Source organism: Oceanobacillus sp. CAU 1775 (assembly GCF_054482815.1).
In genome coordinates, this window is the sequence record NZ_JBTLRO010000002.1 from 503,324 (window position 1) to 518,818 (window position 15,495).

The 15,495-nt window shown below is 37.0% G+C and carries 11 protein-coding genes; 1 reads left to right on the forward strand and 10 read right to left on the reverse strand.

Annotated elements, in window-relative coordinates; all coding sequences use genetic code 11:
- Window positions 1–589: 589 nt before the first annotated feature.
- Window positions 590–1,858: an NADP-dependent isocitrate dehydrogenase gene (gene icd / locus ACXYMZ_RS05760; RefSeq protein WP_458947407.1), complete on the reverse strand. Its 1,269-nt coding sequence runs from the start codon at window positions 1,856–1,858 to the stop codon at window positions 590–592.
- Between the two features lie 77 nt (window positions 1,859–1,935).
- A complete protein-coding gene (citZ, locus tag ACXYMZ_RS05765) occupies window positions 1,936–3,054 on the reverse strand; it encodes a citrate synthase (RefSeq protein ID WP_458947408.1) in 1,119 nt (372 codons plus the stop codon).
- Window positions 3,055–3,373: 319 nt separating this feature from the next.
- Here citZ and ytvI point away from each other — a divergent pair, with 319 nt between their 5' ends.
- A complete protein-coding gene (gene ytvI / locus ACXYMZ_RS05770) occupies window positions 3,374–4,468 on the forward strand; it encodes a sporulation integral membrane protein YtvI (protein WP_458947500.1) in 1,095 nt (364 codons plus the stop codon).
- Here ytvI and ACXYMZ_RS05775 read toward each other — a convergent pair whose 3' ends face one another.
- From ACXYMZ_RS05775 to dnaE, 8 genes are all read right to left on the reverse strand, one after another.
- A complete protein-coding gene (locus ACXYMZ_RS05775) occupies window positions 4,469–4,858 on the reverse strand; it encodes an FxsA family protein (RefSeq protein WP_458947409.1) in 390 nt (129 codons plus the stop codon). It lies immediately after the preceding gene.
- A 76-nt stretch (window positions 4,859–4,934) separates the two neighbouring features.
- Window positions 4,935–6,695, reverse strand: coding sequence for a pyruvate kinase (gene pyk / locus ACXYMZ_RS05780; protein WP_458947410.1), 1,761 nt, complete (start codon window positions 6,693–6,695; stop codon window positions 4,935–4,937).
- 24 nt (window positions 6,696–6,719) lie between these two features.
- On the reverse strand, window positions 6,720–7,679 hold the full coding sequence (gene pfkA / locus ACXYMZ_RS05785) for a 6-phosphofructokinase (RefSeq protein ID WP_458947411.1): 960 nt from the start codon (window positions 7,677–7,679) through the stop codon (window positions 6,720–6,722).
- A 507-nt stretch (window positions 7,680–8,186) separates the two neighbouring features.
- On the reverse strand, window positions 8,187–9,143 hold the full coding sequence (gene accA, locus ACXYMZ_RS05790) for an acetyl-CoA carboxylase carboxyl transferase subunit alpha (RefSeq protein WP_458947412.1): 957 nt from the start codon (window positions 9,141–9,143) through the stop codon (window positions 8,187–8,189).
- Window position 9,144: 1 nt separating this feature from the next.
- Window positions 9,145–10,002 (reverse strand): acetyl-CoA carboxylase, carboxyltransferase subunit beta, encoded by an 858-nt coding sequence (accD, locus tag ACXYMZ_RS05795; RefSeq protein WP_458947413.1) that lies wholly within the window; start codon window positions 10,000–10,002, stop codon window positions 9,145–9,147.
- Window positions 10,003–10,109: 107 nt separating this feature from the next.
- On the reverse strand, window positions 10,110–10,736 hold the full coding sequence (locus ACXYMZ_RS05800; RefSeq protein WP_458947414.1) for a FadR/GntR family transcriptional regulator: 627 nt from the start codon (window positions 10,734–10,736) through the stop codon (window positions 10,110–10,112).
- A gap of 42 nt (window positions 10,737–10,778) precedes the next feature.
- The gene (locus tag ACXYMZ_RS05805; protein WP_458947415.1) at window positions 10,779–12,005 is read right to left on the reverse strand and encodes an NAD(P)-dependent malic enzyme; all 1,227 of its coding nucleotides are present in this window, start codon (window positions 12,003–12,005) and stop codon (window positions 10,779–10,781) included.
- Window positions 12,006–12,131: 126 nt separating this feature from the next.
- Window positions 12,132–15,476 carry a DNA polymerase III subunit alpha gene (gene dnaE, locus ACXYMZ_RS05810; RefSeq protein WP_458947416.1) on the reverse strand — a complete coding sequence of 1,115 codons (3,345 nt, stop codon included), beginning with the start codon at window positions 15,474–15,476 and terminating at the stop codon, window positions 12,132–12,134.
- Window positions 15,477–15,495: the final 19 nt, after the last annotated feature.

Sequence of the window (15,495 nt, forward strand, 5' to 3'; positions counted from 1 at the left end):
TCTTAATAATATTTACAGTAACTTATCAATGATTTATACATAGTTGATTAGTTTATATAAGAGCATTGTATGTCATTCGAGTTCCGCAGTTCAAATTAGATTGAGCTTAACCATCGCTCCAGGAAAAACGTACTCCGCTTTCCACGGGCATGGCCTCAGCCTCCTCGGAGGAAAACCACCTCCTCCGGGGTCTTCACCTCATGCTTTTCCCGTAGGAGTCTCCGTACGTTTTTCCTTCCGCTGAGTCTTGCTAAATAATTTTATTGCATATTTTTACCTAATATAATAAGTGCATGAGATTATTAACAACTTCACTTTCAATTATGGTGTGTATTTACAAAAATAGATTCAAATAGCATAATTTAAATATTTGCAGGGAGTAGCCCCGATGCACCGAAGACTCCTGTGGGATTAGAGTCTTAGATGAGACCCCGGAGAGCGATAGCCCGAGGAGGCTCATCAGACGCCTTAGGATGCGCGAATGTGCATCGGGGCTACGGACTTCCAATTGATAGTTGGACATGCTGAATCAAAATATAAAAAACCATTATCTCCCTCATAGTAAGGGAAATAATGGTTTGGTTTTGAATTATAGGTTTTTGATTAGTTCGTCGGCGAACTCTGAACATTTCACTTCTGTTGCGCCGTCCATTAGACGTGCGAAGTCGTATGTTACTACTTTTGATGCGATTGTTTTGTCCATTGATGCTGTGATTAAATCTCCAGCTTCTCTCCAGCCTAAATGCTCAAGCATTAGAACTGCAGATAGAATAACTGATGATGGGTTAACTTTGTCTAGACCTGCATACTTTGGAGCTGTACCATGTGTTGCTTCAAAGATTGCATGACCTGTATCATAGTTAATGTTTGCTCCAGGAGCGATTCCGATTCCACCTACTTGTGCAGCAAGTGCATCAGAAATATAGTCACCGTTAAGGTTCATTGTTGCAACAACATCAAACTCTTTTGGACGAGTTAAGATCTGTTGTAAGAAGATGTCAGCAATTGCATCCTTCACAAGAATTTTACCAGAAGCTAATGCTTCGTCTTGTGCTTTGTTTGCAGCGTCTTTACCGTCAGCTTCAACAATGCGATCATACTCAGCCCATGTGAATACTTTATCACCGAATTCTTCTTCAGCAACTTCGTAACCCCACTGCTTAAATGCACCTTCAGTAAACTTCATGATGTTACCTTTATGTACAAGTGTAACATTTCGACGATTTTCAGTTAATGCATATTCAATTGCAGAACGTACAAGACGTTTTGTTCCTTCTTCAGAAACTGGTTTGATTCCAATACCAGAAGTTTCTGGGAAGCGGATATTTTTTACATTCATTTCATTTTGTAGGAAGTTAATTACTTTCTTCACGTCATCTGTGCCTTTTTCCCACTCGATACCTGCATAGATATCTTCAGTGTTCTCACGGAAAATTGCCATGTCTACATCTTCAGGACGTTTAACTGGAGAAGGAACACCTTCAAAGTAACGTACTGGACGTAAGCAAGTATATAGGTCTAGCTCTTGACGTAATGCTACGTTCAATGAACGGAAGCCTCCACCAATTGGTGTTGTAAGAGGACCTTTGATTGCGATTTTATATTCATCAATTTTTTCAAGTGTTTCTTTTGGAAGCCACTCTCCAAATTTATTGAATGCTTTTTCACCAGCATAAACTTCTAACCATTCAATTTTTTTCTCACCATTAAATGCTTTTTCAACTGCAGCATCGATTACTCGTACAGCAGCATTCCAAATATCTGGACCAGTTCCATCCCCTTCGATAAATGGTACGATTGGGTTGTTTGGAACATTCATCTGTCCATTCTCTACAACAATTTTCTCTCCCTGACTCATTAAAACTACCTCCTATTTTTTCATGAAGAATAGCTGGAGATTTTCCAGCTATTCCAATATCTATATCTGTATCTTAATTACGCACGGTCTTCAAGTGGAACATATTTTACATGTGTTGGTCCAACATATTCAGCACGTGGACGGATAAGGCGATTATTTTCGTATTGCTCTAAAATATGTGCAATCCATCCTGATGTACGGCTGACAGCGAAAATTGGCGTAAATAAGTCATGATCAATCCCTAAACTATGGTATACAGAAGCACTATAAAAGTCAACGTTAGCAATAAGACCTTTATGTTCTGTAATGTAGTCCTCAATCTTTACGGACATTTCATACCATTTTTCTTCATTAACTAGCTTTGTTAGTTCTTCAGACATTTTCTTAAGATGCTTTGCGCGTGGGTCCCCTGTTTTATATACACGGTGTCCCATACCCATGATTTTTTCTTTATTGGCAAGCTTTTCTTCCACGTAAGGAATAGCATTGTCAACTTCTCCAATTTCAGTAAGCATCTTCATCACAGCTTCATTCGCCCCACCATGAAGTGGTCCTTTTAAAGCACCAATTGCTGCTGTGATCCCTGAATACATATCTGATAATGTTGCTACACATACTCGTGCAGTAAAAGTAGATGCGTTTAATTCATGGTCTGCATGTAGTACTAATGCTTTATCAATTGCTTCAACTTCAATCGCTTCTGGTTCTTTATCATTCAGCATATATAGGAAGTTTTCAGCATAGCTATATTCTGGTTTTGGTTGAACTGGCTCTAATCCTTTACGAATTCTTGCAAAAGCTGCAACGATGGAACCAATTTGTGCTTGGATACGAATCGCACGATCATAATTTGCTTCTTTTTCCATATCTGTTGGCTGTGGATCAAAGATACCTATGAATGATACTGCTGTACGTAACGCTGCCATCGGATGTAACGTATCCATTTTATAAGATTTAATATGGTTAATTAAGTTATCGGAAATCTTCATTTCTTCAGCTAATTGTTTACGAATTTTCTCTAGCTCTGTTTTATTCGGAAGTTCTAGATTCCATAGTAGATACACAATCTCTTCAAAACTAGCATTCTCTGCTAAATCATCAATCGGAATACCCACATATGTTAACTGGTCATCAATGATTGAACTAATTGATGATTGAGCTGCTACAATTCCTTCAAGCCCCTTTGTTGTAGTCATAATAACTCTCTCTCCTTCTTTGTTCTTTTATAGTAAAATCAAATTTCGACAATATTAATGAATAATATATAGCGTTTACATTTCAATAAACACAAGCATTTATAGCCCTTTTACTAATTATATAAATTTCTTACATTAGTAATCTTTAATATTGTCTTCCCCAGAATCCATTATAGAGCATTATTCAACTAAAGTGAATCGAAACCAACTAAATACATGAAATTAGGATGAATTAATTAAATTCTAGTCTAAAACCGTTATTTAAATCATATGTAAATGAATAATAGATGAATGTTAGGGGGAATGACTGATTACTCCAATTTTAACAAAATATCTTAAGTTATTCACTGTTTTTGCACTAATTGTTCTAGTTTATTTCCTGATTACTTCTACAATTTCTTACACGCTACCTCTAGTAATCGCAATAATTATTGCAATATGTATGGAGCCTGGAGTTTCTTTTTTAATAAAAAATTTGAAATTCCCTCGTCCACTAGCGAGTATTGCCATTTTACTTGGGTTCATTTTCTCTCTGATTACTCTATCCGTATTAACGCTTACAGAACTATACGAAGGAATAACCTATTTAGCTGAAAGACTACCAAACCAGCTGAAAACGTTTGGCGAAATTCTTGATCACTATCTTCATTCGGTTATCATTCCAATCTATGAAGATATTTTGATTTTATTTAATCAACTTGATGCATCTGAGCAAATGATGATTCAACAATATATGACAGACCTATTTAACCAAATCGCGAATTTCATTGGCTCTTTCTTTCAGGAACTTTTATTTTCAATCCCTGATTTGATAACGAAGTTGCCTCAATTCTTAACATTATTCGTCTTTATTTTCCTAGCAAGCATAATCATTTCAGCGGACTTTCCTAACATGAAAAAGATGGCAACGTCTCTAACTCCTAAAAAACTTCACCAGCTTAGAGATAATTTAAGTCATTATTTTAAAAAAGCGATGACTGGATATGTGAAAGCACAAGTAATTCTTGTCTCTATTTCATTTTTTATTATATTAAGTGGATTATTCATTTTAAAAGTTGATCATGCATTGACGATTGGTTTCTTTATGCTGCTGATTGATTTAATACCTTATTTAGGGACAGGCCTATTATTCATCCCATGGATTTTTTATACTTTCTTAACTGGTAACTATGCCCTAACAATTGGACTAGCTATTATCTATGCAATTGTTATTATCACTCGACAACTAATTGAGCCAAAAGTGTTATCCATGAGCATGGGAATTCACCCATTGGCATGGCTCATTGCTGTGTTTTTAGGTTTTAAAATATGGGGAGTGGTAGGCTTATTGTTTGCGCCGTTTATTCTTGTCTTTATTAAAAGCATGCAGCAGGCTGGTGTTTTCCATGCTGTCTATCGTTATATTATGAAATAATTAATAGCGGCGATAGATGACTACGCCACGGTTTACCATTTTATCAAGCATTTTTGCAATCGAAAGTTTGAATAGGTTTCTAGTAAATGGAATTAATAATAATATACCGATGATATCTGAAATAAAACCTGGTGCGATTAGTAATCCGGCCCCTAGAAAAATACAAATCCCATCTATAAATGCACGAGCTGGTGCCTGACGTTGATTAATCGCTTGCATGGCATTATTCCATGTTTGAAACCCTTGCTTTCTACCAAAAATAATTCCTAGCCCAGCAGTTAGTATAATAATCGAAAGTACAGCGAATACGCCAATTTGACTACCTATCCATATAAGCAGGCCAATTTCTATTAAAATAAATACAAGAATTCCGATTATAAATAGACGCATAACCTAGCCTCCTTTAATACATGGAGATAATCAGTGTTGGTTACAAAGTACACTGATTATCTCTAGATTTTATTTCTTATAGGACACTAGCATGCCCTTTATAAATATCTCCTTTTGATCCATCAATAGTTATATCTTCCCCATCTTTAATGGCTTCAAAAGCATTATCGACTCCAACGATTGCTGGAATTCCTAAACTTAATCCAACAACTGCAGCATGAGAAGTCAATCCGCCTTCAATCGTAATAAGGCCTCCAGCAATTTCAATTGCTTTCATCATGTCTCTGTCGGTTCCTTGTGTGACAAGGATATCTCCAGGTTGCATTTTTTCAATTGCTTCTTTCCCATTTCTTGCAATGACAGCTTTACCATAAACACTTGCGCGACCAATTCCTTGACCTTTTGCAATAATATCTCCAATAATATGCACTTTCATTAGATTCGTCGTCCCACTTTCTCCAACAGGCACGCCTGCGGTAATAATTACTCTACTTCCATGCTTACAAATTCCAGTAGAAAGACCTTTTTCAATCGATAGATCAAGCATTTCATCCGTTGATGCTGTCTCTCTGCCAAGTACAGCGTGTACCCCCCATACGAGTGCTAGCTGTCGATTAACGAGTTCATCAAAAGTTACAGCAAGGATAGACGCCTTTGGACGATATTTTGAAATCATTCTTGCTGTATGTCCACTCTCTGTTGGTGTAATAATTGTTTCCACATCAATATTCATTGCAGTATGCGTTACTGACTGACTAATCGCTTCTGTAATTGTCATATTTACTGTTTTCGATCTTTCACTTAAAATACTTTTATGCTCTAATGCTGATTCCGCTTTTAATGCTATATTCCCCATTGTTTGTACAGATTCTACAGGATATTGACCTGCAGCAGTTTCACCAGAAAGCATCACTGCATCTGTCCCATCGAAAATAGCATTCGCCACATCTGACGCTTCTGCTCTTGTTGGCCTTGGGTTACGTTGCATGGAATCAAGCATTTGTGTTGCTGTAATAACTGGTTTTCCAGCAATGTTACACTTTTTGATTAATAGCTTTTGAGCAAGTGGTACATCCTCGGGAGGAATTTCCACTCCAAGATCTCCACGCGCAACCATTAAACCATCACTGATTTCAAGGATTTCGTCGATGCGTTCGATTCCTTCTTTATTTTCTATCTTCGGAATGATATGGATTTTTTCTCCGTTATTTGCTTCAAGTACTTGGCGAATTTCCAGGACATCTGAAGCTCTTCGAATAAATGAAGGTGCAATAAAATCAACCTTACTTTCAATTCCAAATATAATATCTTCTCTATCCTTTTCAGTCATGCCTGGAAGATTTAAAGCAACGTTTGGAACGTTCACACCTTTTTTATTTTTAATAGGCCCACCGTTTAATGCGATGGTAACGATTTCTTCATTTTCTTTATCTATCTCCGTTACTTCTAATTCAATTAAACCATCATCAAGTAAAATTTTCGCACCAATTTCGACGTCATTAATTAAACCTGGATAAGTAATTGAAAAACGTTCAGCATTTCCTTGTATTTCTTTCATTGAAAGATATACTGTGCTATTTTGTTTGATTTCATCTTCGCCATTGATAAATTGACCTGTTCGAATTTCTGGGCCTTTTGTATCGAGTAGAATTGCGACGTTAACATCTTTCTTTTTTGCTGCCTCGCGAATATTTTTTATACGAGCACCATGTTCTTCATAATCTCCGTGCGAGAAGTTTAAACGCGCTACGTTCATACCAGCGTCAATTAGTCTTTCTAGTGTTTCAATTGATTCAGAAGCTGGTCCAATCGTACATACAATCTTTGTGTTTCTCAAATGTCTTCCTCCTTAAGTTTTCCATTAGATGGATAGTTCTTTAGATAAATTATACATGTCATTATTAACTGTCATTTCTTTTTCAAAAATCTCACCGATTCCGTAGTCAACAAGTTGATTATGCTCAATCCCAACCATTCTTCCAGCTTTACCTGAAAGTAATAATTCAACAGCTCTTGCACCTAAACGGCTTGCTAGTACACGGTCTGCTGCAGTTGGTGAACCACCTCTTTGGATATAACCTAACACTGTTACACGCGTTTCCAGCTGTGTCGCTTCTTCAATTTGTTTACTAAAATCAAATCCGCTACCAACACCTTCAGCTAAAAGGATGATACTGTGTTTTTTACCACGTTCATGCCCGCGCTTTAACCGGTCGACAATATGTTGGAAGTTCTCTTTTTTCTCTGGAATCAAGATACTTTCTGCACCACCAGCTAGTCCAGCCCAAAGTGCAAGATCTCCTGCATCTCTTCCCATCACTTCTATAATATAGGTTCTTTCATGAGATGTCGCGGTATCACGTATTTTATCTATCGCTTCAATGATCGTATTTAAGGCTGTATCAAAGCCAATGGTGAAATCTGTACCATTAATATCGTTATCAATTGTGCCCGGAACTCCAATACATGGGTAGCCTAATTTCGTTAACGCCTCTGCTCCGCGAAAACTACCATCGCCGCCGATAATAACGAGACCTTCTATATCAAACTTCTTTAATTGCTCGATTGCTTTATTTTGTCCTTCTTCTGTTTTAAAATCATCACTTCTGGCAGAATATAGGATTGTGCCTCCGCGTTGGACGACATCTCCAACCGAACCAATATCCATCAATTTAATTTGGCCTTGCATGAGCCCTTGGAATCCATATTCAATTCCATAAACTTCGAGGTCATGGTAAATTCCCTTCCTAACAACTGCACGGATAGCTGCATTCATTCCTGGAGCATCACCGCCGCTTGTCAGCACACCAATTCGCTTCATCTTTCCACCCCAAATTTGTTTTGTATTTTCCTGTGATTTTTATTGTTATTATTACTGTACTATACATTTTCATTTCTCTGTTTCATAAAAACCTCATATATTAAAGATAAATAAAAGTGAGTGAAATAGCAATTAATAATCATTTTTTAATCTAATATAAAATCTTTCCATTTAGAGTTCTGCAGTTTAAGTAAGATTAAGTGTAACCGCCACTCCAGGAAAAACGTACTGCGCTTTCCACGGGCATGGCCTCAGCCTCCTCGCTTCGCTGCGGGGTCTTCACCTCATGCTTTTCCCGTTGGAGTCTTCGTACGTTTTTCCTTCCGCTTAGTTTTGCTTTTATTCACAAAATGTTTTCATAGTTTTCCAGTATCTGAAATGCACCGAATTATATTAATTAAGTTGATATTTTATATCGACTGTCAAGATATACCTTGTAATGTATGGGATTATCAAAAAAGGTTTTGAGCATGTGTTACACATACTCAAAACCTTCCAAGTAAAATCTTATAATATAGTATAATCGCCGATTGCTTTGTATTTTTCCCAGCGTTTTTCTAACAAGTCTTCTTTGTTATGTTTTGTTAGCGTACGAAGCGATTGTGAAATGATGTTGTCGATGAATTTCGCTTGTTCTTCAACATCACGATGTGCACCGCCACGTGGTTCTGGAATAATTTCGTCAATGACTTGGAGCTTTTTCAGTTCATATGAAGTAATGCCCATCGTTTCAGCAGCTCGCTTAGCTTGTGTGGAATCTTTCCATAAAAGTGCTGCTGCACCTTCTGGAGAAATTACCGAGTATGTCGAGTTTTCAAGCATATGAATATGATCACCAACACCAAGTGCAAGTGCTCCACCACTTCCACCTTCACCAATTACAATACAAATAATTGGAACTGTTAACCCAGCCATCTCAAGTAAATTCTTTGCGATAGCTTCACTTTGTCCTCTTTCTTCGGCAGCTTTTCCTGGATACGCGCCCTTTGTATCAATAAAGCAAATGATCGGTCGGTTAAACTTCTCTGCTTGCTTCATATGTCTTAAGGCTTTGCGATATCCTTCAGGGTGTGGCATACCAAAGTTACGACGAATATTTTCTTTTGTATCTTTTCCTCGTTGATGACCAATTATAGTAACAGGCTTGTCTTTATAAAAAGCAACACCTGATACAATTGCTTCATCATCACCAAAGAAGCGATCGCCATGAAACTCGATGAAGTCTGTAAATATTCTTTCGACATAATCAAGTGTCGTTGGACGTTCTGGATGACGTGCCATTTGCACACGATCCCATGGCTTTAAGTTTCCATAGACATCATCAGCAAGAACCTTTAGTCTTTCTTCCAAGGTAGTGATTTCATCTGTTAAATCGATGTCGCTGTCCTTTGTAAATTCTTTTAGCTCAGCGATTTTTGCTTTTAAATTAACGACTGGTTTTTCAAACTCTAATATATGTTTCATCTTATACCTCCCTGCCCTTCACATGAATCTTCAGCAAGGTTGTTAGTGTTTTTTTCATATCTTGACGATGAATTACTTTGTCTAACTGTCCGTGTTTCATTTGAAACTCTGCTGTTTGGAAGTCATTCGGAAGTTTCTCGCGAATTGTTTGTTCAATAATTCTACGTCCTGCAAAACCAATTAAAGCACCAGGTTCGGCAAAATTATAGTCACCAATCGAAGCAAAGCTTGCAGATACACCACCTGTTGTCGGGTGTGTCATCACAGAAATCATAAATCCGCCAGCATCACTAAAACGTTTAATCGCGATTGATGTTTTAGCCATTTGCATCAGACTTAGAACACCCTCTTGCATACGTGCTCCTCCAGATGCTGTGAAAATAATAAATGGAATAGATTCTTTGCGGGCATTTTCAACTGCACGTGCAATTTTTTCACCCATCGCTGACCCCATACTTCCCATTCTAAATGACGAGTCCATGACAGCAAAGGCTGTTTCGTATCCGTTAATTGTACCTTTTCCAGTGACAACACCTTCGTTAAGTCCTGTTTTTTTACGGTCCTTCTCGAGCTTTTCCATATAATCAGGGAAGTCTAATGGATTTGAAGATGTAATATTTTCATCCCATTCGGTAAAAGATCCCTCATCAAATAAACTATCAATTCGTTCCCATCCAGTTAATGGATGATGATATCCACAATTCGTACAAACATTTAATGTTTTCTTCATTTCTTTACGGTAAAATATTTTATTACATCCTACACATTTTTGCATCAGACCTTCTGGAACATCTAATTTTCCTTGTTCACTCGGTATTGATGCGTATTTCTTGCGCTTGCCAAATAGATCTTTTAGCAAGTTAATACCTCCTTCTCTAGCAACATATGACTGTAGTACTTTCACTATGAGAATCATTATAAAGGAACTTCTTTAAAAAAATTGTCAAAATTCGTCTTTAAAATGAATTAATCTTCTCTAGCTGCTTGTACTTGTTTTTCATATATTACTTCTATTGCAGAGAAATCCCTATTTCTTAAGATCTCAACAAGTTTTCTATAAAATGTAGTTTCATAATTTGTTTTATAAATTGCTAATGAAAATTCTTCCATTAGCATCCAAATTTTAAATAATAATTGGTTTTCTGCGTTTTTTAAAAGTATATTATAAAATTTCGTGTGAATTTTTTCTGGACTTTTCTTATCATCAATACATTTTTCTAGTTCGTTAAATGTATTTTCATCGATATGATGGAGTGCCAGTTTTGTTCCTTCTTTTTCAAGGAGGAGTTTGGTTTCAATTAACTCTTCTTTTGTCCGATCTTCAAGTAAAATAAAAGATGATAATAATTCCACAGATTGTAAGGATCGATAATTTCTTAAGAAGGTTCCTTCCCCATGCTTCGTTTCTATCAAACCTAATAATTCGAGTGCACGTAATGCTTCTCTCACAGAGGATCTACCTGCCTGGAGCTTCTCTGCAAGCTCTCTTTCTGAAGGCAGTTTATCCCCTGGTTTTAGCTGTTGATTACGAATATAGCTCCTGATTTCTTGAAGAACACCTTGGTATACTTTTGGCTTAGGTGAATCTGACACTTTTCGATTCTATCCCTTCTGTAACTCAAGTTTTCTAGCCTATTATTTTGTTAACTGTCTTGTTTTTTCAGCAACTTCCTCAGGATCAACAGTAATTCTTGCTACCCCTGTTTCCATTGCAGTCTTAGCAACACTTTTCGCAACGATTGGAGCAACGCGGTCATCAAATGGACCAGGAATTACATAATCCTCATGAAGCTCTTCTTCTGTAATCAAGGAAGCAATTGCTTCTGCAGCTGCGACTTTCATTTTTTCATTAATTCTAGTTGCGCGAACATCAAGTGCTCCACGGAAAATTCCAGGGAAAGCTAAAACATTATTTACCTGGTTAGGGAAATCAGAACGCCCTGTCCCAATAATTCTCGCTCCTGCTTCTTTTGCCAAATCTGGCATAATTTCAGGTTCAGGATTCGCCATAGCAAAAATAATAGGGTCTTTATTCATTTTTCCGACCATTTCTTTCGTAAGTGCGCCAGCTACAGACACACCAATAAACACGTCTGCACCTTCTAGCACATCTTCTAACTCGCCTTGTTCGTGATCTAAGTTCGTAATTTTAGCAACCATTTCTTTTACTTCATTCATCCCGTAAGGACGGCCTTCATAAATAGCCCCTCTAGAATCACACATAACCATATTGCGAACACCGAAGCTCTCTAATAAACGGGTAATCGCGATACCAGCTGCTCCAGCTCCACTTAAAACAACTTTAATATTCTTAAAGCTCTTTCCTACTAATTTCAAAGAATTAATTAAACCTGCAACAGTAACAATTGCTGTACCGTGTTGGTCATCATGAAAGATTGGTATATTTGTTTCGTCTTTTAATCTTTCTTCAATAATAAAGCAGTTTGGTGCTGCAATATCTTCTAAGTTCACGCCACCAAAAGTAGGCTCCATTAATTTAACTGTATTTACAATTTGATCAACATCATTTGTATTTAAACAGATTGGAAAAGCATCAACTCCAGCAAATGCTTTAAATAGAACTGCTTTCCCTTCCATTACTGGTAATGACGCTTCAGGTCCAATATTTCCTAAACCAAGAACTGCTGAACCATCAGTAACAACAGCAACCATGTTGCCCTTCATTGTATAGTCATATACTTTCGACGTACGGTCGTGAATTTCTTTACACGGCTCTGCAACTCCAGGTGAATATGCTAAACTTAAATCTTTCGCATTATTTACTGGAACTTTCGATTGTACGGATAATTTGCCTTGATTCACTTTATGCATATGTAATGCTTCATCTCTAAGGCTAGCCATTATAGAATTTCTCTCCCTTTTTGTTTTATCAACATTTCTTTATAAATTCTCATCCCTTAGTGGTCTGACCACCGATAACCTCTATATTATAACAAAACTTGAATTTCTGTAAAGCATAGATGTGAATTATCTCTTTTGTTGAACAACATTTTCTTTACCAAATAAATTTTTAAGCTTGTTTAAAGCTTCTGTATTTGAATGCAAATAATAGTTTGTAGCCAACTTATAAGATTGTTTCGTTTCTTCATCATATAAGATGATCGGAACATTTCCAGGATGCGCTTTCGCAACAGAACCTATGAATTCTAATGCATTTGCATTTGTTTCTTTTGTTGATTTAATAAATATTATCTTTTCCGCTTCTTCTTCGAGTCGCGCTTCATCAAAGGGTTCTACTTTATCAATGACCCACTGTAACCGGTCATTTCTCATTTCAATTTTTCCTTTAATAAAAATGAGCATTTCTTCTTCTAACCAGCGCTTTTCTTCCCGGTAAAGGTCTGGGAAAAGTACTGCATCAATCGTAGAATTTTCATCTGCTAATGTTAGAAATGCCATTTGATCTCCACGCTTCGTCCGAATTTGCTTTATTTCCTGAACGATAACTGCACCATTTACATGTTTTCTTCCAACTAATTCTTTAGTGTCAGCTATGGAAACAAAACCACTTCTTCTTAAACCTTCGCGATAATTTTCTAATGGATGACTAGAAACATACATGCCTAGAAGGTCTTTTTCGTCTTGCAGTTTTTTCGCAATCGTAAAATCTTCAATCTCAACATATTGCTCTTCCAATTCAATTTGGTCATAGAATAGACTTGATTGCTCACTAAACTCTCGGAATAGCTCGCCTTGATTTAGTGCTTGGTCTAATGAAGCGAGTAAGCTTGCTCTATTTGCATAGGTTTCATCAAATGCGCCAGCCATAATTAATTGCTCCATTGTTCCTCTTTTAATTATCTTATTAGAAACCCTTAAGCAAAAATCAAAAATGTTTTTGAACTTGTTATTGCCACGTGCTCGGATAATTTCAGCTACAGCATCTCGGCCAACACCTTTGATGGAGTAAAAGCCCATGCGAAGACCATCATTTTCCACCTTATATATTCCAATACTTTTATTAATTGATGGTGGAAGTAAGTCAATATTCGTTTCATTCATTTCACTTACATAAAGATTTATTTTCTCTTGTTGATTGCGACTCGAACTGATTAATTCCGCAAAAAAGTTCGCTGGGTAATTCGCTTTTAAATAGCTCAGCTGATAGGAAATTTTACTGTACGCGACCGCATGACTTCTTGGGAAACCATAATTAGAAAAACGCACAATCCAGCTGAATATTTCTTCTGCCACTTTTTCTGTATAACCATTTGCCATACATCCGCGAATAAAACCTTCACGTTCCTCTGCCATCACTTCTTTGTTCTTTTTACTAACTGCTCGTCGTAAAATATCCGCTTTTCCAAGGGAATAACCAGCAATCACTTTCGCAATTTCCATGATTTGTTCTTGATACACAAGAACGCCATAGGTTTTTTCCAAAATAACCGCTAAATCTTGATGTGGATAAGCAACTGGTTCTCGGCCATGCTTCCTATTTATATACGTTGGAATAAAATCCATTGGACCTGGACGATAAAGTGCGTTCACGGCGACAATATCTTCAAAACCTGTTGGTTGCAGTTCTTTTAAGACACGCTGCATCCCTTGTGATTCCAATTGAAAAACTCCGTTTGCCCTTCCTTGGCGAAGCATGGCAAAGGTTTTCTCATCATTGACTGGAATCTCATCTAGGTTGAATCGACGTTTGCCTGATAGATAAATTGATTTCATGATTCTTTCGATTAGTGATAAGTTTCTTAAGCCTAGAAAGTCCATTTTCAATAATCCGATTGATTCTAAATCATTCATCGCAAACTGTGTTAATGCTGTTTCATTCGCTCCTACTGTTAATGGCACATGTTCGATTAACGGCAGCTCACTTATCACGACACCTGCCGCATGTGTGGAAATATGCCGCGGGATTCCTTCTAATTTAACAGCAATTGTAAATAATGCTTTAAGCTTTTGAGACTGCTTAATATAATCTGTCAGCTCTTTTGATTCCTTCACCATATCGACAAGGGCTCCACTAGATTGGGTTGGCAATTCTTTTAAAATAAAGCGCGCATCTTCAGGAGCGACTTCTAAGGTTTTGATTAGTTCACGTACGAGAGATCTCGCAGCAAATGTTCCAAACGTTACAATTTGGGCAACATGCTCGCTTCCATATTTTTCCTTCACGTACGCAATTACCTCATCTCGTCGTTCATCGGAAAAATCGATATCGATATCTGGCATTGTCTGCCGTTCTGGATTTAAAAATCTTTCAAATAAAAGGTTGTATGCGATCGGATCTACATCCGTTATTCCTAATAAATACGCGACAATCGATCCTGCAGATGATCCCCTACCAGGACCAACCATGATTCCTTCTTTTTTTGCAAAGGCAATGATGTCCGCAATAATTAAGAAGTAATCACTAAACTCCATCGTTTCTATTGTTGATAACTCATAAGCTACACGATTTTTTACTTCTTCTGTTTGATTCGGATATTTCTCTTCCAGCGCTGAATAACATTGTTCTTTTAAAAACTCATGCGCATTTTTTTCATCTGGTAACGGGAAACGCGGCAAAAGTTTTTTTGAAAAATCAAATTCCAAGTTACACTTTTCTTTGATTTTTTCCGTTTCTTTAATTGCTTCAGGCCAAAATCCACCTAGTAAGACTTCAATTTCTTCCTCTGTTTTCAAATGCTTATTGTTATATGTAGGATCTGAAAGCTGCATTTTCCAAACGTTTCCTTGATCCATTGCTCGTAAACAATCAAAGCTATATACATCTCTTTCTTCGAGATAATGTACATCTGATAGTGCGGTTACTTGTGATGGATATATCTCGCAATATTGTTTTAGCTTCATTGTTGTATGATTTTCTTTTTCAATTCCAATATAAAAGTCATCCGCAGCAAATAAAGTCTCATACGTATTTATGTAATCATTAACATTGGCAAATGTATCTGTATCAAGTTTCCTTGTAAGTTCTGGGTCAGTGGCTGGCAGTATTCCGATAAGACCATCCACATTATTCTTGAGTTCTTCAAGCATAATGCCGGGCTTTTTCTCGACTTGAAGTTTTGTACTTAATTTAACCAAGGATTTATATCCGGTGTGGTTTTTTGCCAAAAGAACGAGCCTGTTACTCTCGTCATTATTTTCGTTCGTTATATTTATTATCATTCCAATAATCGGTTTAATGTTTGCTTGTTTACATGCTTTATAAAATGGAATGACCCCATATAACACTTGCTCATCTGTTAGGGCAAGCGCGGAGAAGTTAAGTTCACGCGCTTTAGCAACTAATTTTTTTATCGTAATCGTACTATTCATCAAACTAAAGCCACTTCTCACTTGTAAATGTGTATATGACATAATCCCACCTTCTTTCTGT

What these genes read in the sequence shown, in the direction of transcription:
- icd (WP_458947407.1), bottom strand. Translation starts at nt 1,858, where the DNA reads ATGAGTCAGGGAGAGAAAATTGTTGTAGAGAATGGACAGATGAATGTT.
- citZ (WP_458947408.1), bottom strand. Translation starts at nt 3,054, where the DNA reads ATGACTACAACAAAGGGGCTTGAAGGAATTGTAGCAGCTCAATCATCA.
- ACXYMZ_RS05775 (WP_458947409.1), bottom strand. Translation starts at nt 4,858, where the DNA reads ATGCGTCTATTTATAATCGGAATTCTTGTATTTATTTTAATAGAAATT.
- pfkA (WP_458947411.1), bottom strand. Translation starts at nt 7,679, where the DNA reads ATGAAGCGAATTGGTGTGCTGACAAGCGGCGGTGATGCTCCAGGAATG.
- accA (WP_458947412.1), bottom strand. Translation starts at nt 9,143, where the DNA reads ATGAAACATATATTAGAGTTTGAAAAACCAGTCGTTAATTTAAAAGCA.
- ACXYMZ_RS05805 (WP_458947415.1), bottom strand. Translation starts at nt 12,005, where the DNA reads ATGGCTAGCCTTAGAGATGAAGCATTACATATGCATAAAGTGAATCAA.
- dnaE (WP_458947416.1), bottom strand. Translation starts at nt 15,476, where the DNA reads ATGTCATATACACATTTACAAGTGAGAAGTGGCTTTAGTTTGATGAAT.